Genomic DNA, 23,167 nt, shown 5'->3' with positions numbered 1-23,167 from the left:
CCCGGATGAACGTCCGTGCCGGCGACCGGATTCCTCGACCATGCCTCGTTGTTGTCCATCCCCGAACGAGCCACCGCCCTGGACGTACCGGTCTACCTACACCCCGGCCCTTGCAACCGAAAACCTACGCCGCGAGCACTATGACGGTTTCGGCGCCTCGGCCAGCTACGTGCTGGGCGCCGCGCCCGGGGCTGACACGCCGAAACAGGCCTACACGTCCTGCGCATGATCTCGGCCCGCGCTTTCGACGCCTGCCCCAACTGCAGATCGGCCACATAGGCGAGATGATCCCTTTTTGCTTGATCGCGCCGACGAATGGCTCACCCCGCCCCGCCTACCGAGACGGACTGCAGCGCAGAGTGACTGAGGCCTCTCCGCTCGAATTTTTGGGTCATCGCCAGCGGCATGTTCACCGCGGCGCCTCTTCAGCTCCTGCATCAAATCATCGGCCCGGACCGCATTCTGTTGCGGTTCACGGGGTGCTCGAGGAAGGCGCGGCCTGGCTGATCCTGCCCATCAGCCCAGCGAGCAAGCCCGAGTCGACGCAACCTGCGCCCAATGCAAGGCTCGGCCGCAGCAGATCAAAGCTCCGGATCGGGGCAGACCTATTGAGCACAAATAGAAGTGGGGTCGCTTGTCGCGCGTTGGATCCGCCTTGATTCCTGCTGCCCTACAGCTTCCGAAGTCCGCCAAGGATCTTGGCGAACGGCAGGCTTGCGGCCAGGCCCCTGTACAGACTCGGCTGAAGTGTGCTGAGGTTGGCGACGACGATGTAGCGCACCCCGTTATCGCGCCAGTGCGCTGCTTGCGCGATGACGTCGTCGGCTGTCCCGGTCAAGAAGGCTTCCTTCAACAGTGACACCGGAACCTTCTCGGTATAGGACAGCACCGTCTCCTTATCCAAGGTTTGCGGTATCAGATCCTGCGCGCCGGTGAAGTCGGCGCCGAGCGGATGTTGAGAGCCGTGGCGAGCCCAGGTATCCGCCGAGGCGTTAAGCGCGAAGGATTTGGCGATGTCAGAGTTCAGTGCTTCATCTACCTCGCCGGGGCTGCGGCCGGTGACCACGAAATGCCAGATAGCCGGGATGATGGACATGGGATCTCGCCCGACGTCGGAGGCCGCCGCGCGCACGAGCTCCAGACGTTGTTGGTACTCAAATGGTCGCTGGGGAAACGCCGGGAACCAGGCGTCGGCGTAGCGTCCGGTGGCCCGCAGCATGCGCGGACCGTGGGCAGCGATCCAGATTTCGGGCCATTTCCCACGGAAGGGAGGAAGATCGAACACCGCGTTGTGTAACGGGAAATACGCCGAGTCGCGAGATACGAGCTCACCGCCCGAGTCCCACAGCGCACGGATCGTGGCAATGGCCTCTTCGAACCGGGCCACCGGTTTGGACCAGTCCACCCCGTAGGGTTGGTTGCCTTCGCGTTCTCCGGTTCCGATGCCCAGGATCGCCCGTCCGCGGGTGAGAAGGTGCAAGGTGGCAGCCGCCTGCGCCGTAACCGCAGGGTTGCGGCGGCCGGCATCGGTCACGCCAATGCCGAGTCGTCGTCGGCCCAGGCGATTCCACGAGGCAATATGGCCGAGCATCGTCCACGGTTCGAGGTAGGCGTCGATCTTGGGTACGAGTTTGGCCGCCCCGAGGTACTGCGGGGTGGCGATCGCCCGAGGCAGCAGGGCGTTTAGATGGTCGGGTACCCAGAAGGAGTCGATGCGGCCGGCGAGGGCGCTCAGATAACCAGCTCGGGCCAGGGCGGTGGGTGAGTGGCGAGCGTTGAAGATCTCGGTTGCGAGCCCGATCCGGAATCTAGACATCGACGTTGGCGCCTTTTCTGTTTACATTGGCAGGTTCCCGCGCGTGCACGCGGGCGCGGATGGGCCGACCGGCCACCATGGTGAAGGAACTGCCAAGCGCAGAATTCGTCTTCCGGAGCGGATTTCGAAGCGTCGGATAATCGCGGCAAACGCGAGGATCGCTTCGAGGATGGCGACGTCATCCCGACGCGGCATTGCGGTCCGCCAGCGAAGGGAACGTTTTGCCAACGGTCACGGCCGATGGAGTTCTCGGGGCCGAACCGGCCTGTCTCAAACTTCAATGAGTCGTCCCACACGGCTGGATCACGGTGTACCGCATAGGTTTAAGTTCAGCATCGTTGTGTCTCTCCGTGCCTCACCATCGTCTGGATCGACGTTGCGCGTTGCATTCCTGTGAGTAGAAAGTTATGCATTTGAACTATATGGCCCGGTACCGCTGAGGTCAAAGGGTTTTCAAAGATCAGTGAGGTGGCAGGGCCCCTGAAAGCTAGAGATATTGCGCACTGCGCGGCACTTACGCTGCCGACTCTGGCCGTGCTGGGAACCGCGGCTGCGCTGACCGTGTCGCCAGCCGCTAACGCTGACGCCAAGCGGCTCAACGACGTCGTCGTCGCCAACGTTGACACGGTCCAGCACCAGGCGGACTGCGCTACCGACCTGAAGATCAACCCGCCGCTGCGGCTGGTCGCGCTGTGGCACGCCGACGATGTGCTGAACAACCGGCTCTGGACGACGACATCGTGGTCGGATGGATCGACGGTTCAGGACCGCGCCAATGCCGCCGGCTACAAAGGCGTCGCATCTGAGACCGTCGCCATCAACCCGGCACTGGCGATCAGCGGCCTCGAGATCAAAAAACTACTGGTGCTACCAGCTGGACTACATCGCGATCATGTCGAACTGCGCCAACACCCAAATCGGTTTGTGGTCGGAGAACAGCCGCGACCGCACCGTCGAAGTCGCGATCCATGCGTCCCCGGCTGAGAGCTGCCGCCTGAGGTTCCGCGACTCAGCCATTGGTTCTCTCGACGCGCTTTGCAGTACATGCCGACGGTTTGGAGGACAGGCCGCTGCAGGCATGCTGGTGGCGCGACGCGCGGTGATGACGACCCGCACGTTCGACCACGCCGCGACGACCTTGAGATGCTGGCGTTGCACCGGAATTGCCGAAGGTGCACCTGGGTAATAGTGTGCGCACACAGGACAACCCATGAACCCCAGACGGTCGTTGCGACGCTCGCCGGGTGCGGTGTTGGCAACCGCTCTGGCCGCGCCCACTACCGCCACACCGCCCGCAGCGAGAGCGGATGCGGTGGCATAGCTGGTCAACATGACCGTTCGGCCGGGCTAACAGTTTTCCTAACGCCGACGCGGCGCTCGCTACGGGCACCGGGTCTGCGAAAAAAGTCACCGCACACGAGAGCGTCGACAGCTCGTTGGGACATTGATCCGCTGCGCGCCGAACGCCCTGAGTCGATCATTGATCGACTCAGGGTAGGCAATCCCGCTGGGTTCGGGCGGCAACGTCAAGAGAGCGTCCCGAATCGCCGGTAAGTCAACACCGATGATTCTCAGATGTCCCAGCGCGTGCCCCCGCGATCGGTGATGTTACGGACGCCATATCCTCACTGGCTTTCGGACACCGACATGGCCGTAGGCTCAGGCGCCGATGGTTGTCGGAACCGTTACGCAGCCACTTCTGATGCCGCGGCGGTGATGGATGAGTGAAGGCTCTCTGCTGCGTGCACGGCCGCGCCGAGGCGCGCGTTGAGGTTCGCTTCGTCGCCGAAGTCTCCTCGCCAAGTGTGGAGGCGCCGGGTCAGTAGTTGGAGGGGGTATTCCTGAGTCATGCCGATCGCGCCGTGTGCCTGGTGGGCAGCTCGCGTTGCGAGGCCGGCGTAGCGGTTCGCAATCGCTTTGGTGGCGAGGATCTCGAAGGATGCCTTCCCTACGTGAGTCGCCAGTGCGGCGCGTTCGACGCAGAGTTCGGTCAGCGCCCGGGCACCGGCGAGTTCGACGACGAGAGCCTGTATGGCTTGGAAGGTGCCGATGGGACGGCCGAACTGGGTCCGTTGCTCGACGTAGGTGCTGGTCAACTCGAATGTGCTGGCGACGGCGCCCGCGATCTGCGCTGAACGCAGCAACGCTCCCCGCAGTAGTACGTCGTCGGGCGCGATCGCAGCGGGGTTGACTTCGACCCCAATGTCGTTGATGTCCAGCGTGTCGCGGGGCATGCCGGCGAGGTCGGATCCAGGTGTGATGTTCACACGGGTCGCGTCGATCTGGACTATGCAGTGCTTGCCGGCGCCGTCGGGTAGTAGCGCGACAATCGCCGTGGCGCCTCGCGCCCATGGCACACGGTCGGCGTGACCGGTGAGGCGGCCGGCGTGCAGGGCTAGTTCGCTGGGGTCAGGGATCAGCGTAAGCGGACCGGGTGGTGCGTCCATGCCGGCCTGGGTGAGAAGCCACGCGGCCAGACTGGTCTCAGCCAGGGGGAGGGGTGCGCTGTAGCGGCCGGCGCAAAGCATGACACTGATGAGGTCGAGCACTGATCCCCCGGAGCCGCCACGGTTTTCGTCGATGCCGATCAGCGGCAGATCGAGTGATTCGGCGGTGCCCCACAGCTCCGTGGATGGGCCGTGCTCTTCGATCGATGCGATCACGTCGGGGGTGAACGCCTGGCTGGCGTAGTCGGCGATCAGATCCGCGAAGTTGTTGTCATGCGGTGGGGTTTGGGTCATGAGCGGATCAGTGCCTTCGCGATGATGTTGCGCAGGATCTCGGTGGTGCCGCCGCGGATGGTCCACGACGGTCCGGTCAGGACTGCGCGGGCCAGCAGCGACTCGTAGGGATCGGGCGAGGTTAATTCCGGGGCTCGGCCGTAGTACCTGAGCACTATTTCGATGCATTGCTGCTCGAACCGAGTGGCCATGTCCTTGGCAAGCGCGGCCTCGGTCATCGGTGACTCGCCGCGGTCGACCGCACGCGCGATCGACATCGACAGACCGTGAAACGCCCAGCACATCGCCGCGATTGACCCCAAATCGGCGTAATGCGGCGCTGGGCCGCCCCGACCGGTGTGTGACGCCCACTGCTCGAGGACCGGCATGAGCGACATCCATCGGTCGACGCCGCCGCGCTCAAGGGCGAGTTCGGAGGTGTTCTGCCCCCACCCGGCACCGACTTTGCCGAGGCGGCGCGAGTCGGGGATGTACACATCGGTCAAGGACACTTCGCAAAAGTGCCGGGTGCCGTCGATGAACGGGATCGGTGATGCGGTCAATCCTGGGGTCTCGCGGTCGATGATGAACTGCGTCAGCCCGCCGTGGCGATCCTCGGAGGTGCGGACGAGTGCCAAGAGGTGGGTGGCTTCCAGCGCGCCGGAAGTCCAAATCTTGCTTCCGTTGAGCAGCCACCCACCATCGACGGCGACGCCCTTGGTTCTCAACGCGGCCAGATCGGACCCGGCGTCGGGTTCACTCATGCCGATCGCAAACGACAGCTCTCCGCTGGCGATGCGCGGCAGGAAATATTCCTTTTGTTCGGTGGTGCCGTTGGCGGCAATATTGGGCCCCGATTGGCGGTCGGCGACCCAATGCCATCCCACTGGGGCGCCGACGGCGAGCAGCTCTTCGACCACAATCAGACGTTCAACGGCCGACCGGCCCCCTCCGCCGTACTCGGTGGGCAACGTCATGCCGAGCCAGCCGCGGGAACCCAGGTCCTTGGAGAAACCTGGGTCGCTGTCCGCGGCGATCCCGAGCCCGACGCTATAGCCGCCGGGCGGAAGGCGATCAGCGAGGAAGGCGCGCACTTCATGTCGCAGCGACAACTCCTCAGCACTGAGGTCAGTCGCAGCGACACTGATCTTGGGACGTGTGCGGATCTGCGTTGAGCGTTTACCAGGCATCAGCGGACCGATCCAACGTTCGTCGGGAGCGTGGATGTCGTGGCCGTACCGTAGCTCACGGCCGCTGCGGCCAATGATGGGCCGGCTTCTGTCGTCGACTTCGCCAGATGCAGCGCCGTCGAGGTCGACATCGCACTGAATGGGTCTTCGTCGATGTACCTGCCAACAGCGGCAAGCGGACCGCGGTCTCTGTCGGAGACGACGATAACCCGACCGATCCGTGCGCCAGCTGTTGTCATGTGCTTCCGTTTGCTCGATTGGTTCAGCTGCCAAACATGGGACGCGGCGAGACCGGTGCCAGTGATCTGGTGGCCGCGGTCGCGATGCACAGCATCTGTGGTGTCGGTCGTCTTCTTCTGGCCTGTCATTGGTGCTCTTGGCGCCGTCGTTGCCGTGTTGTTCGGGTTAGCTTGCGGTGACACTGCGGTGTTTGAGCACAGGTTCATGGATGTGGATTCCGTAGGATTCGTATGCCGTGAGCGTGTCTCGGTTGGCGGCTAGATTCCTAATGGAGCGGACGCCGAGATCTCGCAGTGTTTGCGCGGCAAGGTGGTCGAGCCTGCCCAAGGTGTCAGAGGACGGAACACAGAATCCGTGCCCATCGGTCGTCGTGATCTGCGGCAGCTGCGTCGGATCGTCACGGAAATACAAGACCACTCCGCGCCGTCCGCCGCCGATCTCATCGAGACCTGCTTGCAAATACTGGTGGCAGTTGCAGGTGTACGCACCGAAGACGTGACCACGGAGGCACTCGTGATAGACGCCGACGGGTACGTCGACCCCGTCGCCGATCTGGCCGGCGACCAACGCGATGTGCTCATGTCGGTCCGGGTGGGACGTGTAGCCGATGGATCTAAAGGTGCCGTGCGCGGTGGGAAGTCGGGTCTCGACGGTCCGGCGCACGAGGTGTTCGGTGTACCTGCGGTAGGCGACGAGCTGCGAGGTTCTGACCACGCCAAGCCCATGGGCCGTGGCGAAATCCTGCAGTTCAGATCCGCAGGCCATGTTCGCTGGCGCGGTCACCGAGACGATCTCCCCCGAGACGGCGGCAGGGGGCAACCCGCCGAGCCGGGCGAGATCGGTGCACGCTTCGGCGCGTCCGGGCTGGGCAAGGACGCCGTCCTCGCGGGCGCGCATCGCCACGACGTGGCCGGGTCGAACGAAGTCCGACGCCGTTGCGGAGCTGTCGGCCAGCAGTCGGACCGTGATCGCGCGGTCGATCGCGGAGATACCCGTCGTCACACGTTCCCGCGCATCGACGCTCACGGTGTAGCGCAGGCACCGTTGTGCTGTGTCCGCCGCCTGCATGGGGGGCAGGTTGAGCCGGTCGCAGGTGGCGTCTGTCAGCGATGCGGTGAGGTAGCCCGAGGTGTGCCGGATCAGGTACGCCATCAGGCTGGTGGTAGCTGATGCGGCGGCGACAACCAGGAGGCCCTCGCCTCCACAACTCTCATCCTGAAGGACGACGGGTCGTCCTGCGGCGATGTCGGCGACCGCCCGAGTAACGCTATCCATGAATGGTTCCGCATGTCTTCCCCAGCGCTGCGTGGGAATACCTCGCCACCACGATTCGCCAGTACGCCAGGTTGTCGGCATCATTGGCACTGCTGTTGGAGTGGTGGCAGCGCGGCGCGCTGGAGTGCGGCGGTATGGACCTGTTCACCGATCATCAGCAGACCTCTGCGCACGTCCGCGTTGACGCATTTGCCGTCTGCGAAAACCGGATCAGTGGCGTTGATGGCCGCGCCGTACGGGGTGGGCCAGCCCCGCAATGAATGCACGATATCTCGCAAGGTCCGCAAGGTGTTGACGGCTCCTTGCCAGCCGTGGGCGACGGCGATGCAACCCACGGGCCGGTCCGAGAGGTAGGGGCGAGGTCCGGCGGACAGTTCCTCCAGGTAGTCGCAGGCGTTCTTGACCAGCCCCGATACGGTGCCGTGGTACCCGGGGCTGGCGAGCACGACGCCTTCGGCCGCCTGTATCGCCTCGAGAAAGGGTCCTGCGGCTTGGACGGCGTACCGGTCCAGCGGGTCATAGAGCGGAAAGCGCAGTGCCTCAGCGCTGAACATCTTGACTTCTGCTCCGGATTGCTTCAGCCCGGCCAGTGTGACCCGCAGGGCGACCTCGGTGGTCGATCCGAGGCGACCGGTACCACCGATTCCCACTACCAACATTGGATCCTCCTTCTTTGGCGGGTCCCGACGGTTCATCGATGCTCGCCGCGGGAGCACCGGTGCGCCTGCGGAGTTCCCTGCGCATGTCTCTCAAAGTCCGGAGACGGTACGGCCGAGGCCAGCGGCATCCACCGCGTCATTGGGGGAGCAACGACCAAGAGGCTTGCTCCAATGAACATACATGTAGCATAATCAACACTCATGATGAGCACAAGTTCCGGTGTGTGTCGGGTGCCAGCGGGACTCAGGAGCCCAAGACGCTTGATGTCGGATCTCTGATGCGCGCATCCAATATGGCGATGCTCATTTCGACGACCGAGAAGTCTTGGGCGCAGACGCTGGTCCGCGCGTTCGGCTCGCGGGACCGGCGTTGGCCCCTCGCCCGCTGGCGGACATGGTGGTGGCTCCCGTCGCGGCTGCGCCACCAGCGACTCCTGGTCAAGGATTCTGCGTTTCTCCGGCGACTACCGGTCGGTACGGCCCGGGTCGAGGGAGTCATCACGACGTCACAAACCACGATCGTGCTGTTGCGCCACTTCAACGGTGTGGAGATGTTGATCGACTTCTCCGCGCTGCCCGCCTCCGACGCCGCTGAGCAGCTGGCGGGGTCCGGAATGTCGCCCGTGGCCGTCCTGATGCAGCTGCATGCATCGCGCATCGACTGCAGCGTTCTGTGTTCCACAGCCTACGGACCCAGAAGATTGCCGCTGAGCACCAGAGCGGCCCTGTCACTGTGCGCAGCGGGATGCCACACAGTGCTTCGCTGTGAGCCCACGACGGAGAACGTCGCTACCTGCTAAAGCCTGGACGGCGTGGCACGGAGGCCCACTCACCGGTGCTAATCGACGCTGAGCATCCAGTCGACGATCACCTCAGCGGCCAGTGCTCCGCCCATCGATTCCTGTCCGGCGACCGCTCCGCCGAAGTGGGTGCCGCGGATGCGTTGGTGGTCCTTGCGATCCGATGCGATCGAGGCAAACATCGCAGCAGAGTCGGCCGGCATCGCGATCTGATCGCCGGTGAACTCGATGAACAGTGTCGGCGTGGTGATCTCGGCTGCGCAGTCGACGAATCGGGCACGCGAAGAGTTCGCCGACCACGTCGAGAGCCATGCCTCGGCGGTTGCCAGGCGCCCGAAGCCGGTCAGCCCGAAGTTCGTGATGTCGGGGCGCCGACCCCACACCGAGCCGTAGGGACGGTCGGAGGGGTCCAACGACAGATCAACGCACCGCGGATCGGCGTCGGTGCGATGGATGGTTAGGACCCCGGTCACCAGTCCGGCTCGGACATCGGCGAGATTGTGGCTGGTCGCACCCCGTGATTTCGCGGATTGCCGACGCTCGACCAGCGCGCGCGCATAGGCGTCAATGCGGGCCACGCGCTGCCATTGCGCTTGGCGGTAGCCGATCAAGAATTCCTCGGGGTAGCGGACCGGCGTCGACGGCTCGAAACCGTTCGCCGGATCGTAAAGGTCCAGCGACGTCACCGTGACGGACGGATCGGTCTCGCTGGCCACCGCGGGATCGATGCAGCGCTGCAGGATGAGCCCGGGACCAGGGTGGGCCGCCAAGAAGACTGTACGGTTCGGGAGGGGCATCGTGAGGTCGGGCAATACGGTTGGCTTGCCGCCGGGCGTGTGCGATAACCGCGCCGAGGCGCTGCGGGCGGCCTGTTGCAAGTACAGTGCCAGCAGCGGCCCGCCTCCGGAGACGCCTAACGTGACGATCTCCTCGAAGCCGTGGTCGGCCAGAAACGCCATTCCGGCGGCGAAGTCGGTGACGGCCTCCTCGTGGAGGAGCATCAGGTCCGATCCCGGCGAGCGGGTGCTTTGTGTCCAGACCGCGATCCCCGCCTCCAAGAGCAGGGGGACGAGGTAGTGGCGGGTGACGTCGCTGCGCGGATGCATCAACGTGGCTACCCGGGTGGCACCCGGAACGGCGAACAGAATGCCCTGGACCGTTTGGCCGTCGGCGGTCTTCAGCGCGTGCAGGGAGATGTCCGTTTGGTCGGGTAGGGGACCGGTGGCCATCCGTGGTCGATCACGCAGCCGAGGCTGCGTGGTACTGGTGTTGGTCACGGTTGTTCGAGATCGTCGTCGGGGACGACCCGCAACTGGTCCTTGTCGAACTGGACGATCCGGCCGCCGCGCACGCCGCCAACGCAGCTGTACCAGACGGCGTGCCGGGCGCCGGTCGCTCGCCGGTCGATCGTCAGTTCGCCGGCGGCGGACAACTCTAGGTAGGACCCCAGTTTGCGTTCGGTCACGCCGGCGCCTTGGCGGGCGACGTTGGCGATCGAGGCGAACTCGTTGACGTCGAGGATGTACAAAGTTGGCATGGTCACTCCGCTTCGGCCGGGACGAGACTTTCCTGTTCGATGAGGGCCGCTTTGCGGGCCCAGACGGCGGCCAGGGTAGGTTCCCCGTCGGCGATGGCTTGGGTGAGGGCATCCATCGTCAGTGCCGCGTCTTCGATGTCGATCTGGAGCACGGGGCGCAGCCGCCGGGTGATCTCGAAGTAGTAGCCGTTCGGATCGATCACGTAGATCGATTCGATCGTCTCGTGCAGGGTGCGGTAGAGCAGCGGGATACCGGCCTGTTCGAGACGCTGCTGGTACATATCGAGGTCCTCGACCGTCTCGACCGACAGCGCCAAATGCCGTGCCCGCGCCAGAAGCTTCGGTGCGACCAAGTCCTCATGCGGTTCGACGCCGAAGTAGTAGAAGAACGCGATGTGCGCCCCGGCCCCGACGTCGAAGAAGAAATGCACGAAGTCGGGCTGATCGGGATGTCCCCACGCCTTCGCAGTGATCGTGGCCACCAACGGGAATCCCAACACATCGCGATAGAAGTGGACGGTCTCGGCGGGTTTGAAGGTGGCGTACGCGACGTGGTCGACTCCGGCGACCGTGGACGGAAGCGGTGTGTTCATACTCGATCCTCCTTAGAACGACAGTGGTTTAGGCGGTCAACTGCCTGCGCAGCACCGTCTTCTGGACTTTCCCGATGCCCGACTTGGGCAGCGCATCGACGTGCACGACCTGCTCGGGCCATTTGAATTTCGCCACACCCCGGTCCCGCAGGAATGCCACCAACTCCTCGCGGCCCGGGTCGTGCTTCCCGGGGTTGCACACGACGAACACGCCGACGCGCTCACCCAGTCGGGCATCGGGAACCCCCACGACGGCCACCTCACGGATCGAGGGGTGGGCGGTGAGGAGAACCTCGAGTTCCTCGGCCATGAATTTCTCGCCGCCGCGAACAATTTGGTCCTTCAGGCGACCCTCCATGGTGAAGCAGCGACGGCCGTCGATGACGACTGCCCGGCCGAGATCACCGGAGCGCAGCGCGCCGTCACTGGTGAACCCGGTGGAGTTTGCCTCGGCCGGACACAGGTAGCTGCGCACGACGGTGGGGCCGCTGAAGATCAGCTCGCCGAGTTCGCCGTCGGCGGCCTCCTCTTCGGTGTCCGGCCGGAAGACACGGACGCGGTCTAGCGGTCCGATCGGTGCGCCCACGGTTTCGCGGCGCACACGTGGGCTGTCGTCGCGGCGAGCACTGAGCAGGATGCCTTCGCCCATCCCGCAGCTGCCGACGGCCACCGCGCCGAGAAGCTCTTCTGCGCGGGCGCTCATCTCTGGCCGGATCAGGGTCCACGTGAAGTGGGTCACCGAGCTGAAGTCGCAGTCGTGGTGGGCGGCGTAGTCCAACAGCGGACGGTAGGCGGCCATGCTGAAGTGCAGCCAGTTGACGCGGTGCCGGGCGATGACATCGGCAAGACCGGCAGGGTCCGCGGACCGGCAGATCACCGCCGATCCTCCCGAGAGCAGCGCGGGCAGCAGTGCCGTCGCCAGGCCGGCGTTATGCATCACCGGCAGAAAGGTGGCGCTAACGATGTCGCTGTCCCAGTCCAGGTTGGCAGCCCAGTGGCGAGCCAGCGCACTGTAGGCCGGTTGCGGGTGCGCGATCACTTTCGGCACACCAGTGGTGCCGCCGGAAAGCTGATACACCGCTGTGCTGTCCGGGTCCAGGGTGGCCTGCAGCGCATCGACGGTTGCCCGGCTCACATCGGGGTCAGACTGGCGGATCAGCTCGTGCATCGAAAGCGCACCGTCTTTGCCGCGACCTCTGACGGCGACCCGCGCTGTCAGGGTGGAACCGGCCGAAATTTCACGACTCAACGACTGCAGGTCGTAGCTTCGGTAATCCGTTTGGAACAGGTGCAGCTTGGCCTGTGTGGCCGCCACGATGTGACCGATTTCGTAGGCACCGTGATTGGGGATGGCGCACACCGGTGTGAGCCCCGCCTTGAGCACGCCGAACAGCGCGACGACGGTTTCCACTTCATTGCCGAGCTGGAACACCGCCGGGTCGCCCGGGCGAAGCCCCAACCCGACCAGACTCGCCGCCAATCGGTCAGCGGACTCGTCGAGCTCGGCGTAGGTAATTGATGCGTCCATCGAGGCCACGGCGAGCTTGTCGCCGTAGGTGCCGGCGTGGCGGCGCAGCTCGGTGGCGAGGGTCTCGGTGGCCCAGCCGCCCGCGGCGCGGAAGGCCGGGACGTCAGCGAGGGAGTGACCATTGGGCAACGTGGACCCAGGTGACATGCTTGCGATCGTCATCAGTGTCGATTATGCTACATCGATGTTCAAGAGGTCAAGGTTTATGCTTGAGCCCGAGGGTGACTGATGGTGGTCCGACCCGTGAATGAGTGGGACTACGTCATCGTCGGCGGCGGCTCCGCGGGGTGCGTCTTGGCCAATCGCCTCTCGGCCAATCCAGATGTTCGGGTGCTTTTGCTGGAGGCAGGCGGCTGGGACCGCCATCCCCTGATCCGGATTCCCGCCGGGATCGCCAAGCTGCCAGCGCGGTTCGACTGGGGCTACCCCGCGACGCCTGATGCGTCGCGCAACGGGATGATCGAACAGTGGGCCGGCGGCAAGGTGCTCGGCGGAGGCAGCTCGGTCAACATGATGTTGTGGGTCAGGGGGGAGCGTTCCGACTACGACGGGTGGCGTGACCAGGGTTGTCCGGGTTGGGGTTTCGATGACGTGCTGCCGTATTTCAAGCGCGCCGAGACCTTCGCCGACGGCGGTGACTCCTACCGCGGAAGTGATGGACCGATCGGGGTGTCTCGGTCGAGCATCAAACTCGAGGTCCTCGATGATTTTCTGGAGGCGGCGCACAGCTCCGGTCATCCGGTCAACCCCGACTATAACGGGCAGGCCCAGCGGGGTGTGTCGCTGGCACAGGCATCTCAGCGTCGCGGGTTCCGCAGCAGCACTGCTCGCGGCTACCTGGCGCCGGTACGCCGGCGGCCCAACCTCACTATCAAGACGCGAACGGTGGTGACACGGGTCCTGTTCGAGGGCAACCGTGCTGTGGGCGTGCAGTACCAGGATCGGCGCGGCAGCGGGCAGGCCCGGGTCCGCGCCGAAGTCGTACTCAGCGCCGGAGCGTTGGCGACACCGAAGTTGCTGATGCTTTCCGGTATCGGCTCTGCCGGCCAATTACGTTCACACGGAATAGATGTCGTCGTCGATGCGCCCCACGTAGGGCAGAATCTGCAAGACCACGCCTACGGAATGCTGATGTATCGGACGCGAGCGGGAACCCTCGCCGAAGAGACCACACCGCTCAGGGCAGTCAGGCACTTCGTCGACTTCGTGCTGCACGGTCGTGGCGCCCTCACTCAGGGGGGTGCCGCCGCAATCGTGTTCGATCAGATCGACGGCGACTATGCCACCGAGACCGAGATCATCTTCATCCCTGTGGGCCTGTCCTTCGCCAATCCCGATGCCGTCCACGATATTCACGACCTCGCCATCGTTCCCCACGGCCTGACTCTCTACCCAAGCCACGTCCATCCCACAAGCAGGGGTCGGCTCCGGCTCGCCTCGGCTGACCCCGCGGCCGGGCCAATGATCGAGCACGAAATGTTCGGTTGTACAGAGGATTTAGACAACCTCGTACGCGTGTGTCGCCAAGCCCGCGACATCATGGCGACGCCGGCCATGAAAGCCAAAGTCACGGCCGAGGAGATACCAGGAGAGCAGGTACAAACCGACCGAGAATGGGCGGAATTCCTCAAAGCCAACGCGTTTAGGCCCTATCACCCGGTCGGAACGTGCCGGATGGGCTCTGACGATCGATCAGTTGTCGATCCCCAACTCCGCGTCCGCGGCGCCGAAGGGCTTCGCGTGGTCGATGCGTCGGTCTTTCCGACCATTACCAGCGGGAACACCAATGCCCCCACAATCATGCTGGCTGAACGCGGCGTTGACCTGATGCTGAACAACCCGCTCGATCCGGCAAGCACCCCAGGCCTGTGATGGTGAAGCCATGACTGGCGGGTATCCGCCCTGCGACCGCACGTGACAGGAGACGCGGCGTCTGCCGCCGAGGCGAGGATGGGGTCCGGTGACGCCGGTCCCTGGAGAACCCCGGCCCGGCCACTATGCTGCTGTCAGCCAGCGCTCGACGCTGATGCGGGCGGCTGACAGTCGGCAAAGACCGAGGGCTTCGCGTAAGTCGTCCCGGCGGAAAGGGGTGGCGATGGCCGAAGCACGCGGGCCGCGATACGGCCGCATGGAGGAGGCGATCATCAATGCTGCCGGTGAGCTGTTTGATATCAAGGGTTTCAACCAGACAAGCCTCGCCGACATCGCTGAATCACTCGGGGTCGCACGCCCCTCGCTCTACCACTACTTCAACGGCCGAGAGCAGATCCTGGCCGCCGGCGTCGACCGCCTCACCGAGCAACGAAATCACCTGATCGAGGAGCTACGCGGCGTGCCGGGTGACCCCACCGAGCGCCTCACCACCATCGTCACTACCTTCGGGCGGTTTGTGGTGGACAATCCCGCCTGGATTCGCGTTGTCCTGCGCGATGGCCCCGCCCTTCCCGCAGAAGCATCCGAACGCGACACAGCGTCGCGGATGAATTTTTTCCGCCTCCTCGTTGAGGTAATCCACGACGGGATCGAGCAGGGCCACGTCCGGCCGGTAGACGAGGAGACGGCCGCGCTGTCGATCGTGTCGGCGTTGTCATCGTTGAATTGGCAGTACGTGGCAAACCTCAAAGAGTCACCGCGGGACTTCACGAAGTCAACGGCGGATTTGCTGCTGCATGGAATCCTCTGTGTCGATCGCCGCGGCGGAAGTCCACTCGAACGCGGGCTCGATCTGATCCGCGAGGGCGCCGCCCTCATTGACCGCCACAAACGGGGCCTGCCTGACTAAGCGCGTTCATTCGATACGTCGGGGACGATCGCGTCCCGCCGACTGCCCCGAAGGCGTTGCGCGGATCCGACGCCACTGCACCGTTCCTGATCCCAGAATCCTGACCGCTGGGAAGCCAGCCCGGTCACGTGGGAAGCACAACGCGGCCCTTGCGAAACGGGCGAAAGCATCAGCGTGCCCGGGCATCCGGCCGAGGCGCGGCGACGACGGTTGCCTGGCCGCGCGCGGACCGCGCCGGTGTGTCTGCGCAGCGCGACCGGCTTCATATCTGGTGTCCATGTGAACTTGCCCTAGTCGACATCGACGTTGTATGTTCATCACTGATGTTGATTAACGCGGTGTGGAGGGAGGCTGCGCATGGTAATCGCTGAGAAGTCTCGGCTAACGGCGAAGGACCTGAAGGTTCGGGTCAGCGGGACAGGCCCCGATGTGGTCGTGCTGCCGGGTTTCGTGGGCCCCTACTGGACAGCCGGTTTGGACGCGTTGTCGGCGAACTTCCGGGTTCACCTGTTGCGGTTGCCTGGGTTCGAGGGCGCCGACGTCGAAGGCGGCATCCGCCGGGTCGATGAACTGGCATCGGTCCTCAAGGTCGCGATGCGCGACGCCGGCCTGCTGGGGCTGCCGCTGATCGGCCAGTCGTTCGGTGGATGGCTGGCCGCCGAGCTTGCGCTCATCGCGCAGCCCGCGCGGCTGGTGCTCGTCGCTCCGCTGGGTCTGCGGATCAAGGGCGAGAGCCGCAATGACCTGTTCGACCGGCCGCGCGAAGACGTGCTGAACCTGGTGTACGCGGATATGGCGAATGCGCCTACGGACTGGAGCACGCCGGCGGATCGTCGCAACGTGGGATCGCTCGCCCGTTTCGCGTGGAACCCATATCTGTGCGATTTGAGTCTGGAGACGCGGGTGCAGGCTATGAGTTGCCCGACGCTGGTGCTGTGGGGTGACGCCGATCGGGTGGTGCCATCAACCCACGGCAACTTGTTCGCTGAGATGATCCCCGATGCGCGCCTTGAGCTGATCGCCGGCGCCGGGCATGACCCGCTAAGTGACCAACCCGAACTCTTCGCCGCCCTGGCCGGCGAATTCCTGGCACAGAAAGAGAGCGGACGTTGAAGTTTTATGCGTTTCACCTCATGCCCTACCCCAATCTCGAAGAGGGCTTTCAGGAGAAGTACCAGTCGGGCTGGGTGACCTATCCCAACCGCAACTTCGACCCGGTCTGGGGCCAGCAGCTCTACACCAGCTACATCGATCAACTGGTGTATGCCGCCGATCAGGGCTTCGACGGCGTGTGCGTCAACGAACATCATCAGACGACCTACGGCATGATGCCGTCACCCAACCTGATCGCGGCGATGCTCGTCCAACGCACCCAGAACACGAAGATCGCCATCCTGGGCAACGCCTTGCCGCTGCGGATGAATCCGCTGCGGATCGCCGAGGAGCTAGCCATGCTCGACGTCATCAGCGGCGGACGGATCATCAGCGGATTCGTGCGCGGCATTGGCGCGGAATACCACAGCCTCGGCCTCAATCCGGCGGAGTCGCGGGAACGTTTCCGCGAGGCCCACGACGTCATCGTGCAGGCGTGGACCAAGGAGGGCCCGTTCGCCTTTGAGGGCGAGTACTTCAACTACCGCCACGCCAACCCCTGGCCCCGGCCCTTCCAGTCGCCGCACCCCGAGATCTGGTCGCCGTCGACCGGTAGCGGCGAAACGGTGGTCTGGGCCGCCGAGCGCGGCTACACCTATGTTCAAGTGTTCTCCCCGTTGCCCAGCGTGATCAAGATCTTCGACGACTACCGGGCAGCGTCGAGTGAATTCGGGCGGCCGAACCCGTCGAAGCGGCTCGGGTACTCGCCGACTATCTACATCGCCGACAGTGACGCTCAGGCCGAAGACGAGTTCTGGCCCCACATGGACCTCTATTTCAACGAGCTATTCCCGAACCCGATGCACCGCCTGTTCCCGCCGAACTACATGACGGAATCCACCCTGGAGCGGGTGCTGTCCACCCGGGGGGACCTGGGCAAGTCGCGTGACTTCCGGTCGATCGTCGATGATCGCACGGCGCTGGTCGGAAGCCCCGAAACCGTCATCGGGATGCTCGAGGAGGCGCACGATCTGCTGGGCTTCGAGCATCTGGTGATGCACGTCCACCTCGGCGGCCTCAGCGACGACAGGACCAAGGCCAACATCGCGCGGATCGCCAAAGAGCTATTCCCCAAGTTCCGCAACCGCACGGCCAAGGTCGACCGAGACGAGTCCGAAAAGGCCTACGCCTAAAACGCCGAAGGACTGCTGTGAGCAACGTTGCGTCAAGTGCGTGTCCGTACGACAGCTCGTTCAATCCCGCTGCACCAAAGGAGATCGCGGATCCCTTCCCCAGTTGGAGAAAAATTCGACACGAGACACCGGTGTTCTTCTCACCGACCCTGGACGCCTACGTCATTACGCGCTACGACGACCTGTGTGCGGTGCTGGCCGACGACGAGGATTTCTCCAGCAGCGAGATCTTGAAACGGTTTCTGCCCAACCCTCCTGAGGTCGCCGCCATTCTCGCGACCGGCCTCGAGGCATCGAAAATCGGCGCGATGGTCATGCTCGACGGACCCGAACACAGCCGGATCCGTCGCCACACCGCCGCCGCGTTCACCGCGCGACGGATGCGGCAACTCGAGGACGAGATCCGCACCGCAGCTGATGAACTCATCGATGCGATGACGCGCAATGGGCCGCCCACGGAATTCATGGCGTCATTCGCCTACCCTCTACCGCTGCGGATCATCCTGCGGCTTTTGGGATTACGCCTCGAAGACGGCGAGAGGTTACATCGCTGGGCGGGCCAAAAACTGGCCCTGCAGTGGGGCGATATGGAGCTCGAGGATCACCTTGAGGCGGCGCGGGGCTTCGTCGCATTCCAGCGCTACGTGCAGGACGTTGTCGCCGAGCGCCGGGACCGGCCCGGCGACGACCTGATTTCGGAGCTAACCCGGCTGCGGTTCGACGACGATGAGCCTCTCGACGACGTGGTCATCGTCGGACAGGTGATGGGCCTGGTGAACGCTGGTCACGAAACCGTGACGACCGCCTTGACGATGAGCCTTTTTCACCTGTTGGACGAACGCACACAGTGGGAGGCGTTGTGTGCCGATCCGGCGCTGGCAGGCACTGTCATCGAGGAGGGCCTGCGTTTCGACGGGCCGGCCAAGATCCTGTGGCGACGTGCGGTGCGTCCGACCGAGGTCGCGGGTATCGCCATTCCGGCGGGGGCCCGTGTCGCGATCGTGCTGGGATCCGGCAACCGCGACGACGCCGTCTTCGATCACGCCGAGGCTTTTGAGATCCGTTCCGGGCCACCTAAGCAGCACCTAGCGTTCGGGCGGGGAATCCATTTCTGCATCGGAGCGAATCTGGCGCGACTGCAAGGGCGTATCGCCTTCGAGCGCCTGGCGGCCCGGCTTCCGTCGCTGCGCCTTGGCGGCGCGCACGACATGGCCTTCGCGCGAAACGTCAGTATCCGCGTGCCACTTCGCCTAGATCTGGAATGGGACACATGAGTCAGCACGCCGCGGCGGCCGAAACATTGCAGGACGCGGTGGTGCTCATCACCGGAGCAGCATCGGGGATCGGGCGCGCCACCGCAGAACTCGTCGGCGCCGCCGGAGCTTCGGTGATGCTGGCCGATCTCAAACCCGACCTGCTTGACACCACGGCTGAGGCCCTCGCGGCCGCCGGGGTGCGGGCCGAGGCATTCGCCGGTGACGTCGCCGACGAGGACGACGTGCAGCAGATGGTCGACGCCACCCACAGTGCCTTTGGTCGCATCGACGGGCTCGTCACCTCCGCCGGCATCGAATACGCCGCGCCGGCAATGGATATGACGGTCGGGCAGTTCGATCAGGTGCTGCGGGTCAACCTCACTGGCACGTTCCTGTGCGCCACCGCGGTCGCGCGGCACCTGTGCGGCCGCGACCGTGAGGGCTCCATCGTGACGGTGTCCTCGGCGCTGGCGTTCAGCGGGCGGCTCAACGCCGCGCAGTACAGCGCCTCCAAAGCCGGTGTCGTCGCGCTCACCAAATCCTTGGCGATGGAGTGGGGACCCAGCGGTGTGCGCGTCAACTCCGTCGCCCCGGGCCTGATCAGCACCGCCATCACCGCGGAGTACCCCCAGGAATACCTTGCCGAGTACGCCGCGAGGGCCCCGCTGCGCCGTGTCGGCACCGCCGAGGATGTCGGCAAAGTCATTCGGTTCCTACTCAGCCCCGACGCCGGCTACGTGACCGGCCAGACGGTCGTCGTCAACGGTGGCTATTTGATGCCGTCATGATGGCCATCGGCGACATCACTGTCACCCCCGTGATCGACTGTGTCGTGCGGCGGGCCCCAACAGCCGCGTACGCGACCACGTCCAACGAGGACTGGGCCCCGCACACCTCACTGCTCGACTCCGACGGCATGCTGTGCCTGACCCTGGGCGCCTATCTCATCCGGAGCCGCGACCGCCTGGTCCTGGTTGATGCCGGCATCGGCCCCGACAGCCGTCCCATCGTCAGTCGCGGCTTCGCGATGCCCGGCGGTCACCTGCTCGACAACCTCAAGGCGCTCGGTGTTGGCGTGCAGGACGTGACCGACGTCGTGTTCACACATCTGCACGTCGACCACATCGGATGGGCAGCACTCAATGGTCGGCCCGTCTTTCCGAACGCGACCTATCGATGCCACCGCGCGGACTGGGACTACTTCACCGGCGCCGGATCACTGCTGAGCGCACCGGAAAAGCTGGCACCGCTGACAGATCGGCTGGTGTGCTGGGATGCCACCACCACCATCGCTCCCGGGATCGAGGTGGTCGACGCGCCGGGGCACACGCCCGGCAGCTCCATCGTCGTGCTCTCCTCGGGCGTCGCCCGCGGCATTCTGCTCGGCGACGTCGTGCACTGCCCCGTGGAGCTGGTCGCCGAGGAGTGGGAGACGATCGGCGACGTCGATCCCAAGCTGGCCCGCCAAACGGCCAGCCGACTGGCCAGCGAACTCGAGGGCACCGACATCCCGGTCGGGGCGGCGCATTTTCCGAACCTACATTTTGGGCGGCTTCTGCTCGCCGAAGGGCAAAGGACTTGGGTGTTCGATGACTGAAACCGGGCAGCGCGGCAGTGACACACGCAACCTTCACCGCATCGGATTGATCGTGCCGAGCAGCAACACGACCGTCGAGACCGAGTTGCCGCTGCTGCTGGGCCGCCACGAGAAAGCGCGTTTCTCTTTTCACAGCAGTCGGCTGCGGATGCGGACGGTGTCGCGAGAAGAGCTCACCAGCATGAACGCCCAAGCCGACCGATGTGTCGACGAGATCTCCGATGCCGGCATCGACGCAGTGCTCTATGCATGCCTTGTGGCGGTCATGCTGCAGGGCCGTGACGCGCATGTGTCTATCGAGTCGGCACTGCGGGAAGGGTTGGCCGCCAATGAAATTCACGCCGCCGTGGCCTCCAGCGCCGGGGCGTTACTCAATGGTCTGCGTGCGCTCGAGGCGAGCAGGGTCGCGATGGTGATGCCCTACATGTGTCCGCTTGCCGAGGAGGTTGTGGGATATGTGGAGAGCGCCGGGATCGAGGTGACCGGGTGGCGCGCGCTGGAGGTCCCCGACAACCGTGACGTGGGCCGCATTGACGGCGATCGGATCATGGCGGCGGCCGCCGAATTGGACCTTCGGGAAACGGATGCCCTGGTGTTGTCGGCTTGCGTGCAGATGCCCTCTCTGGACCTGGTGCAGACAGCAGAACAACGCTTCGGAGTTCCGGTGGTGACTGCCTCCACCGCCGGCGCGTTCACGCTACTGCAAGAGCTCGGTCTCGCCCCAGCCCTGCCAGGTGCCGGCGCTCTGCTTAGGACATAACCCGCGGCCCGGGGTGGCGCCTCGCACCGCTTAGACGTCGATGCCAGGGAAGGACAATTTGCAGTGAAATGTCTCGTTAGCAGCCGAACTCGCGGCCGCGCGAACACGCGGCCGCGGTAACCACCACCCGCCGACGGGCAGGGTCGGCGCGGGTCAAGATTAAGGAGATGTTCCGATCATGAGCGAGTTTTACTACGACCCTTACGATTTCGAGATCGATGATGACCCGTTTCCCTACTATCAACGACTGCGCGACGAGGCTCCTGTCTATCTGAATGAGAAGCACGGCTTCTACGTATTGTCGCGATATGAGGACGTGCGTACCGCATTGCGGGACTGGACGGACTTCTCCTCTGTCAACGGACTCACCCTCGACAACAATCCCCTCCCTCCGTCGATCATCACGATGGATCCGCCCGCTCACCTGCGCCAGCGGTCCCTGGTGCGCGCAGTGTTCACCGGACGCAGGGTCGCCCAGTTGGAGGACGCGATCCGCGCGTTCACCCGCACCTTCCTCGACGGAGTCCCTTCCCAGGGAGCCGATTTCGTCGAGGATTTCACAGTCAAGTTGCCGGTCACCGTGATCTGTCAGCTGCTCGGTGTCCCGGCCAGCGACGTCAAGCAGATGTGGGAGTGGACCGATGTCCTGACCGATCAGCTCGAGATCGGCGTGGACGGCACACCGGCACAGCAGGCACGTGTTTTCCAGGCCGCCGTGGAACTGGCCCAGTACTTCACGGAGATGGTGGAGGACCGTCGCAAGAACCCGACCGGCGACCTGGTCAGTGCCCTGACGGAGGCTCAGGGTGACGGTGATCAGCTGACCCACGAGGAGTTGCTGGGCTTCCTGGTGATCCTGCTTATCGCCGGTAACGACACGACAAATCTGCTCATGGGGAATATGGCGTTTTGTCTGACCGAACACCCCGATCAGCGAGAAATGTTGCTCGCCGATTCGAGCTTGGTGTCCTCAGCCATTGAGGAGACGCTGCGTTATGACAGCTCGATCCACGTCCTGGCACGCACCTTGCCCAAAGCGATCACGGTCCACGGGCACGATCTCGATCCGAGCCGCAAGGTGGCGCTGCTGTTGGCCGCGGCAAACCGTGACGAGCGGCGATTCCCGCATCCCGACACCTACGACATCCGCCGGACCCCCAACTCGCATATGGGATTCGGGCACGGCGTGCACCAGTGCGTGGGCGCCGCCCTGGCCCGCCTGGAGATCAGGGTGGCCTTCGAGGAGTTCCTCGACCGGGTGGCCGATTTCGAGGTCGACGCCGAAAACGGCACGCGTGCCCGGCAAGCGAACTTCCACGGATTCCGCAACCTTCCTGTGACGTTGAAGATGCGCTGAGCATGACCGCTGGCCAGATGCGCGAAGACCGACGGCGATGCGCGGTCGTCACGGGGGGCGGCCGTGGTATCGGCCGCGCGATCGCGCAGCGGTTCCAGGTTGCCGGCTACACCGTCGTGGTCGGCGACATCGCCCGGCCGAGCGAGCCGATGCGGGGAATGCACTTCTGCGAGACCGACGTTACCGATGTTGACAGCGTCGATGGGCTGATCGCGACCGCGGTGCATCGTGGTGGCGGCGTGGACGTCCTGGTGAACAACGCGGGAGTGTGGTACCGCCACCCCTTCGAGGAGATCAGTCCCCGCGAGTGGGACTGCGTGGTCGCGGTAAACCTGCGTGGACCCTTCCTATGTGTGCGTGCGGTGTTGCCCTTCATGAGGCCGAGCGGAGGTGTCATCCTCAACATCGGATCGCAGGCCGGCACCACGGTGACTCGGGGTCAGGGCGCGCACTACCACGCGAGCAAAGCGGCGGTGACCCATCTGACCAAGGCCCTGGCCGTCGAGCTGGGCCCACGCAACGTCCGCGTCAATTGTGTGGCACCGGGCGCGGTCCAAAACGACGACGACGTGACGATCCCCGAGCAGGTCGTTCAGCAGATCCCCCTCGGCCGGGCCGGTTCGCCACAGGACGTGGCTGAGGCGTGCGCCTACCTGGCATCCGACGCGGCACGTTTTGTGACCGGCCAGGTGCTCGCGGTCAACGGGGGGGCGATCGCGTTTCTATGACTGCGCCGCCCATACATAACGTTGACAACCCCGGATGCCACAGG

The 23,167-nt window shown here is 64.6% G+C and carries 20 protein-coding genes and 2 pseudogenes; 12 read left to right on the top strand and 10 right to left on the bottom strand.

What is annotated here, in order from left to right; genetic code table 11:
- Positions 1-670 precede the first annotated feature (670 nt).
- Positions 671-1,816, bottom strand: coding sequence for an LLM class flavin-dependent oxidoreductase (locus QOC76_RS20235; RefSeq protein ID WP_526359672.1), 1,146 nt, complete (start codon positions 1,814-1,816; stop codon positions 671-673).
- Positions 1,732-2,124 (bottom strand): annotated as a pseudogene (locus tag QOC76_RS20230) (hypothetical protein); the annotation flags it as partial. The pseudogene QOC76_RS20230 and the gene QOC76_RS20235, both read right to left, overlap by 85 nt.
- A gap of 211 nt (positions 2,125-2,335) precedes the next feature.
- On the opposite strand from QOC76_RS20230, the pseudogene QOC76_RS20225 reads away from it, so the two are divergent.
- Positions 2,336-2,795: pseudogene (locus tag QOC76_RS20225) on the top strand (CAP domain-containing protein); the annotation flags it as partial.
- 706 nt (positions 2,796-3,501) lie between these two features.
- Here the strand turns inward: QOC76_RS20225 and QOC76_RS20220 are convergent.
- The 4 genes from QOC76_RS20220 to QOC76_RS20205 all read right to left on the bottom strand — a co-directional run bounded on the left by QOC76_RS20220 (position 3,502) and on the right by QOC76_RS20205 (position 7,900).
- Positions 3,502-4,557, bottom strand: a complete 1,056-nt coding sequence (locus QOC76_RS20220) for an acyl-CoA dehydrogenase family protein (RefSeq protein WP_526359670.1) — start codon at positions 4,555-4,557, stop codon at positions 3,502-3,504.
- A complete protein-coding gene (locus QOC76_RS20215; RefSeq protein ID WP_526359668.1) occupies positions 4,554-5,726 on the bottom strand; it encodes an acyl-CoA dehydrogenase family protein in 1,173 nt (390 codons plus the stop codon). Before QOC76_RS20215 ends, QOC76_RS20220 begins: the two co-directional genes overlap by 4 nt.
- Before the next feature lie 405 nt (positions 5,727-6,131).
- On the bottom strand, positions 6,132-7,241 hold the full coding sequence (locus QOC76_RS20210; RefSeq protein ID WP_526359666.1) for a 3,4-dihydroxy-2-butanone-4-phosphate synthase: 1,110 nt from the start codon (positions 7,239-7,241) through the stop codon (positions 6,132-6,134).
- An 80-nt stretch (positions 7,242-7,321) separates the two neighbouring features.
- Complete coding sequence (locus QOC76_RS20205) at positions 7,322-7,900, bottom strand: NADPH-dependent FMN reductase (RefSeq protein WP_526359664.1); 579 nt, start codon at positions 7,898-7,900, stop codon at positions 7,322-7,324.
- Positions 7,901-8,178: 278 nt separating this feature from the next.
- On the opposite strand from QOC76_RS20205, the gene QOC76_RS20200 reads away from it, so the two are divergent.
- Positions 8,179-8,700: a hypothetical protein gene (locus QOC76_RS20200; protein ID WP_526359662.1), complete on the top strand. Its 522-nt coding sequence runs from the start codon at positions 8,179-8,181 to the stop codon at positions 8,698-8,700.
- A 38-nt stretch (positions 8,701-8,738) separates the two neighbouring features.
- On the opposite strand, the gene QOC76_RS20195 is transcribed toward QOC76_RS20200, so the two are convergent.
- Genes QOC76_RS20195 through QOC76_RS20180 form a run of 4 tightly spaced genes read right to left on the bottom strand, consistent with a single transcriptional unit; the run spans position 8,739 to position 12,520 of the window.
- On the bottom strand, positions 8,739-9,977 hold the full coding sequence (locus QOC76_RS20195) for an alpha/beta fold hydrolase (protein ID WP_526359659.1): 1,239 nt from the start codon (positions 9,975-9,977) through the stop codon (positions 8,739-8,741).
- A complete protein-coding gene (locus tag QOC76_RS20190) occupies positions 9,974-10,237 on the bottom strand; it encodes a hypothetical protein (protein ID WP_526359657.1) in 264 nt (87 codons plus the stop codon). The genes QOC76_RS20195 and QOC76_RS20190 overlap by 4 nt, the downstream gene beginning before the upstream one ends.
- Before the next feature lie 2 nt (positions 10,238-10,239).
- The gene (locus QOC76_RS20185) at positions 10,240-10,830 is read right to left on the bottom strand and encodes a VOC family protein (protein ID WP_526359655.1); all 591 of its coding nucleotides are present in this window, start codon (positions 10,828-10,830) and stop codon (positions 10,240-10,242) included.
- 28 nt (positions 10,831-10,858) lie between these two features.
- Positions 10,859-12,520, bottom strand: a complete 1,662-nt coding sequence (locus QOC76_RS20180; RefSeq protein ID WP_526359653.1) for an AMP-binding protein — start codon at positions 12,518-12,520, stop codon at positions 10,859-10,861.
- 66 nt (positions 12,521-12,586) lie between these two features.
- On the opposite strand from QOC76_RS20180, the gene QOC76_RS20175 reads away from it, so the two are divergent.
- The 10 genes from QOC76_RS20175 (at position 12,587) to QOC76_RS20130 (ending at position 23,123) form a co-directional block, all read left to right on the top strand.
- On the top strand, positions 12,587-14,230 hold the full coding sequence (locus tag QOC76_RS20175; RefSeq protein ID WP_526359651.1) for a GMC family oxidoreductase: 1,644 nt from the start codon (positions 12,587-12,589) through the stop codon (positions 14,228-14,230).
- Positions 14,231-14,453: 223 nt separating this feature from the next.
- Positions 14,454-15,140, top strand: coding sequence for a TetR/AcrR family transcriptional regulator (locus tag QOC76_RS20170; RefSeq protein WP_526359649.1), 687 nt, complete (start codon positions 14,454-14,456; stop codon positions 15,138-15,140).
- Between the two features lie 357 nt (positions 15,141-15,497).
- Positions 15,498-16,253, top strand: a complete 756-nt coding sequence (locus tag QOC76_RS20165) for an alpha/beta fold hydrolase (protein ID WP_526359647.1) — start codon at positions 15,498-15,500, stop codon at positions 16,251-16,253.
- Between the two features lie 20 nt (positions 16,254-16,273).
- Positions 16,274-17,425: an LLM class flavin-dependent oxidoreductase gene (locus QOC76_RS20160; RefSeq protein ID WP_526359645.1), complete on the top strand. Its 1,152-nt coding sequence runs from the start codon at positions 16,274-16,276 to the stop codon at positions 17,423-17,425.
- A 131-nt stretch (positions 17,426-17,556) separates the two neighbouring features.
- Positions 17,557-18,699, top strand: a complete 1,143-nt coding sequence (locus QOC76_RS20155) for a cytochrome P450 (protein ID WP_526359643.1) — start codon at positions 17,557-17,559, stop codon at positions 18,697-18,699.
- Positions 18,696-19,469 carry an SDR family NAD(P)-dependent oxidoreductase gene (locus tag QOC76_RS20150; RefSeq protein ID WP_526359641.1) on the top strand — a complete coding sequence of 258 codons (774 nt, stop codon included), beginning with the start codon at positions 18,696-18,698 and terminating at the stop codon, positions 19,467-19,469. Before QOC76_RS20155 ends, QOC76_RS20150 begins: the two co-directional genes overlap by 4 nt.
- A complete protein-coding gene (locus QOC76_RS20145) occupies positions 19,466-20,278 on the top strand; it encodes an MBL fold metallo-hydrolase (RefSeq protein WP_526359639.1) in 813 nt (270 codons plus the stop codon). Before QOC76_RS20150 ends, QOC76_RS20145 begins: the two co-directional genes overlap by 4 nt.
- Complete coding sequence (locus QOC76_RS20140) at positions 20,271-21,038, top strand: maleate cis-trans isomerase family protein (protein ID WP_526359637.1); 768 nt, start codon at positions 20,271-20,273, stop codon at positions 21,036-21,038. Before QOC76_RS20145 ends, QOC76_RS20140 begins: the two co-directional genes overlap by 8 nt.
- Before the next feature lie 178 nt (positions 21,039-21,216).
- Complete coding sequence (locus QOC76_RS20135) at positions 21,217-22,395, top strand: cytochrome P450 (protein WP_526359635.1); 1,179 nt, start codon at positions 21,217-21,219, stop codon at positions 22,393-22,395.
- Positions 22,396-22,397: 2 nt separating this feature from the next.
- Positions 22,398-23,123, top strand: a complete 726-nt coding sequence (locus QOC76_RS20130; RefSeq protein ID WP_526359633.1) for an SDR family NAD(P)-dependent oxidoreductase — start codon at positions 22,398-22,400, stop codon at positions 23,121-23,123.
- The last annotated feature ends 44 nt before the right edge of the window (positions 23,124-23,167 follow it).

The sequence above is a fragment of the Mycobacterium sp. genome (genome assembly GCF_032159565.1).
Lineage (GTDB): Bacteria > Actinomycetota > Actinomycetes > Mycobacteriales > Mycobacteriaceae > Mycobacterium.
Note: the sequence above shows the minus strand (reverse complement) of the source record. Positions and strands in the feature narration are given on the sequence as shown.

What these genes read in the sequence shown, in the direction of transcription:
- QOC76_RS20220 (WP_526359670.1), bottom strand. Translation starts at nt 4,557, where the DNA reads ATGACCCAAACCCCACCGCATGACAACAACTTCGCGGATCTGATCGCC.
- QOC76_RS20135 (WP_526359635.1), top strand. Translation starts at nt 21,217, where the DNA reads ATGAGCGAGTTTTACTACGACCCTTACGATTTCGAGATCGATGATGAC.
- QOC76_RS20160 (WP_526359645.1), top strand. Translation starts at nt 16,274, where the DNA reads ATGCCCTACCCCAATCTCGAAGAGGGCTTTCAGGAGAAGTACCAGTCG.
- QOC76_RS20205 (WP_526359664.1), bottom strand. Translation starts at nt 7,900, where the DNA reads ATGTTGGTAGTGGGAATCGGTGGTACCGGTCGCCTCGGATCGACCACC.
- QOC76_RS20190 (WP_526359657.1), bottom strand. Translation starts at nt 10,237, where the DNA reads ATGCCAACTTTGTACATCCTCGACGTCAACGAGTTCGCCTCGATCGCC.
- QOC76_RS20165 (WP_526359647.1), top strand. Translation starts at nt 15,498, where the DNA reads ATGGTAATCGCTGAGAAGTCTCGGCTAACGGCGAAGGACCTGAAGGTT.
- QOC76_RS20180 (WP_526359653.1), bottom strand. Translation starts at nt 12,520, where the DNA reads ATGACGATCGCAAGCATGTCACCTGGGTCCACGTTGCCCAATGGTCAC.
- QOC76_RS20140 (WP_526359637.1), top strand. Translation starts at nt 20,271, where the DNA reads ATGACTGAAACCGGGCAGCGCGGCAGTGACACACGCAACCTTCACCGC.
- QOC76_RS20170 (WP_526359649.1), top strand. Translation starts at nt 14,454, where the DNA reads ATGGCCGAAGCACGCGGGCCGCGATACGGCCGCATGGAGGAGGCGATC.
- QOC76_RS20210 (WP_526359666.1), bottom strand. Translation starts at nt 7,241, where the DNA reads ATGGATAGCGTTACTCGGGCGGTCGCCGACATCGCCGCAGGACGACCC.
- QOC76_RS20235 (WP_526359672.1), bottom strand. Translation starts at nt 1,816, where the DNA reads ATGTCTAGATTCCGGATCGGGCTCGCAACCGAGATCTTCAACGCTCGC.
- QOC76_RS20200 (WP_526359662.1), top strand. Translation starts at nt 8,179, where the DNA reads ATGCGCGCATCCAATATGGCGATGCTCATTTCGACGACCGAGAAGTCT.
- QOC76_RS20215 (WP_526359668.1), bottom strand. Translation starts at nt 5,726, where the DNA reads ATGCCTGGTAAACGCTCAACGCAGATCCGCACACGTCCCAAGATCAGT.
- QOC76_RS20130 (WP_526359633.1), top strand. Translation starts at nt 22,398, where the DNA reads ATGACCGCTGGCCAGATGCGCGAAGACCGACGGCGATGCGCGGTCGTC.
- QOC76_RS20185 (WP_526359655.1), bottom strand. Translation starts at nt 10,830, where the DNA reads ATGAACACACCGCTTCCGTCCACGGTCGCCGGAGTCGACCACGTCGCG.
- QOC76_RS20145 (WP_526359639.1), top strand. Translation starts at nt 19,466, where the DNA reads ATGATGGCCATCGGCGACATCACTGTCACCCCCGTGATCGACTGTGTC.
- QOC76_RS20175 (WP_526359651.1), top strand. Translation starts at nt 12,587, where the DNA reads ATGGTGGTCCGACCCGTGAATGAGTGGGACTACGTCATCGTCGGCGGC.
- QOC76_RS20150 (WP_526359641.1), top strand. Translation starts at nt 18,696, where the DNA reads ATGAGTCAGCACGCCGCGGCGGCCGAAACATTGCAGGACGCGGTGGTG.